Raw genomic sequence first — 2525 nt, forward strand, 5'->3', positions numbered from 1 at the left:
GCAGAATCAGTAGCAGGACCGTCGGTGGGGACCAGTGGCCCCCACCGACGCCACTGCTGGCCCCCACCGGCAATATCACTGGCCCCGAACGGCAATATCGGATGGCCTCCAAGCCTTCGAATACTCACCTTCCCATAGCAGCCTGGTCGTGCGCAGGACAGCCCGTTGGCGGATAGTGGCCGTTCCAGTTGCCAAGGGTAGTTCGCTGCCTGTGATCGCCTCGATCGCCAGTAAGTCTTCGAGCGACTCAATGGAGATTTGGGTGGCGCTGGTATCAGCGCTCGTAGCCTCTGGAATGGCAAGGCTGAAGAACTCCTTTCCCGCCACGATGAACAGCATCGCAGTACTTCGCATCACCTCTTGTTCGAATCGCAACTTCGCCAAAGCCATCCGGTTTGTAGTCAGTTGCGCGGCGACAACTTCGCAGCGCGGTGAGGTAGGGCCATTATTGCCGAGATCGAACGAAAGCTCATAGGTGAGGCAGCCCGCGATCAGGGCGCGCCACTCATATCGTCCACTCTCTGTCTGCCCGCGAGTGGCGGCAGCGTCATACTCAGCCACTGTGGTTCCGTCCGCTGCTTCCAGCCGAACTTGGACGCGATTTCTCGGGTCCATGCGCATCATCTCGGTGATGGTCAGTTGCTTGAACCCTTCAGGGGCCGACTTAGTGGTTGGGTCCAGCAGTGGCATCTTAGTATCGATTGGCGCGAAAAAGGCCACGCCGCTGCTGATGAGCTCGTCGGTTCCCACTACGACAGGGGTGTCTGTGGCTTACTTACCGAGTTCCAGTACACCCAACTTTGAGAGGCGCATGACCAGATCCAACGTTTCAGCGCATAGTAGGGCGACAGTTGCGAAGTAGGACACGGCCCCGGAATAGCGCTCCTTGATCGGCAAGAGCGTTCCCGACTCCTTGGGTCCTTTCACATCCACGTGGACGAGGTCACCGTAAAGCCATGCCATTGCCAATTGGCTGTCGGACACTTGCGGCGTCGACTCGGTACCATCGTTTTTCACCGACTGGACTGCGTATCGCAGGACGCGGAGATCAGACTCCTGATGCCTTTCCCAGGCGCCTCGAAGTCGCTCGAGCTCCTCACGAAGTGCATCAATACCGGCCGATTCCTGCTCCTGCTCGTCCAGAATGCTACCGATTGCGCGAAGGACCTTTTCGTTGTGCACCGACTCACTCTTGAGAAGGATAGGCCTCAGGCGTGCCGCCAAAGACTCAAAGAGTTCCTCGTCTGGCAACTGCCTGCGCATCTCGAAGGTCCCGTCCAGGGCCAGAGTGCCTGCCACCGTAAAGTCAGCGAGTGCGACAAGCCTTTCGCGGTCGGAAGCCAACGAGTGAGAGGCAATGCGGCGCGCCCTGAGGACGAAACGCTGTAATGTGTCCACTTTTGTCATTGGTACAGCATCTCCTCGTTGGGCCCGTGGATTTGGTGCGGCTGCGGACAGAGAATCGTCGAGGGCATTCCCCTCCCCTAAGGGGACAGCTGGCTGCCAGCGGTCCTCGCTGTGAGTTCCGCAATGGCGGACTAGCGGCTGAATTCAAAAAGCAATTTGAGTGCCGCTACTGCCTCAGCGGGCTTGCCGGCGTTATGTGCTTCAAGGGCGCGTCGAGCCCGGAGGGCGGCCGTCTTTGTCTTGGACAGCGCGTCGGCTCGATTTGCTTCCGAAGAACACGGATTGATCCGGCGTCCGGATGCGACGGGCGAATTCATCGCTGCCAGTTCCAGCGCGACAAGCTCTTCCAAGATGAGGCAAAGATCCCAGATCAGGATGAACGTCGAGACACCACTTGAGTACTTGGCGGCCCGCATCTCCAGGTAGAACGAGGAGATTGGGACCCCCTTTCGGTATTTCCAAGCCTTCAGGAGCCGAATCAGTTTCTTGACCCCGCCGTCGTGCTTCTTGTTGATGTCCGAGACATACTCTGCGTCGGCGGACGGGTTGCTCTTCATCCAGTCACCCGATTTCGGGTCCGGTATCCAGTATCCGTCCGAGGCGTAATATGCCGGGACTACCTCCAAGGTTTCCCTGCCCTCCGCGAATTTGCAGACCACGGGGGACTGTGGAAATAACGGTGTATCCGGCTCGACACGCCGGGCGGTAAGCCTGGCGGGGAGGAGCCCGATATGGCCGCAACACTTGAGGCTGTGCCGAGTACGAAAACCGCTGAAAAGAAGACAGAAGTATCCGAGGGCGACGCTGCGCGCGAGCTGGTCAGAATGGCGAAGGAACAGGGCCTGTCCCTGACCGGGCCGGACGGTCTGCTCAAGCAGCTGACCAAGACCGTGATCGAGACCGCGCTCGATGAGGAAATGACCGAGCATCTCGGATATGAAAAGCACGATACGGCAGGGAAGCAGACCGCGAATTCCCGCAACGGCGTGCGCCCAAAAACGGTGCTGACGGAGACCACGGGCCCGGTGGAGGTGGACGTGCCGCGGGACCGGGAAGGGACCTTCTCACCGGTCATCGTCAAGAAGCGTCAGCGCCGCCTGACCGGTGTCGATGAGATG

Annotated in this window: 4 protein-coding genes; 1 reads left to right on the forward strand and 3 read right to left on the reverse strand. The window is 59.4% G+C overall.

Annotation, left to right across the window (positions count from 1 at the left end; all coding sequences use genetic code 11):
- Window positions 1-75 precede the first annotated feature (75 nt).
- The 3 genes from ACQ3I4_RS16640 to ACQ3I4_RS16650 all read right to left on the reverse strand — a co-directional run bounded on the left by ACQ3I4_RS16640 (window position 76) and on the right by ACQ3I4_RS16650 (window position 1964).
- Window positions 76-750: a hypothetical protein gene (locus tag ACQ3I4_RS16640; protein ID WP_329863575.1), complete on the reverse strand. Its 675-nt coding sequence runs from the start codon at window positions 748-750 to the stop codon at window positions 76-78.
- Window positions 751-771: 21 nt separating this feature from the next.
- Window positions 772-1407 (reverse strand): hypothetical protein, encoded by a 636-nt coding sequence (locus ACQ3I4_RS16645; protein WP_329863573.1) that lies wholly within the window; start codon window positions 1405-1407, stop codon window positions 772-774.
- A gap of 131 nt (window positions 1408-1538) precedes the next feature.
- Window positions 1539-1964, reverse strand: a complete 426-nt coding sequence (locus tag ACQ3I4_RS16650; protein ID WP_430633939.1) for a hypothetical protein — start codon at window positions 1962-1964, stop codon at window positions 1539-1541.
- 174 nt (window positions 1965-2138) lie between these two features.
- Between ACQ3I4_RS16650 and ACQ3I4_RS16655 the strand changes: the two genes are divergently transcribed.
- The coding region (locus ACQ3I4_RS16655; protein WP_430633347.1) for a transposase at window positions 2139-2525 on the forward strand (387 nt) is incomplete at its 3' end.

The organism is Zafaria sp. Z1313 (assembly GCF_050563205.1).
In the GTDB taxonomy this organism is placed as follows: Bacteria; Actinomycetota; Actinomycetes; order Actinomycetales; family Micrococcaceae; genus JAZDCJ01.

Excerpts from the sequence above, each read along its gene's own strand:
- ACQ3I4_RS16645 (WP_329863573.1), bottom strand. The coding sequence starts at position 1,407 with ATGACAAAAGTGGACACATTACAGCGTTTCGTCCTCAGGGCGCGCCGC.
- ACQ3I4_RS16650 (WP_430633939.1), bottom strand. The coding sequence starts at position 1,964 with ATGAAGAGCAACCCGTCCGCCGACGCAGAGTATGTCTCGGACATCAAC.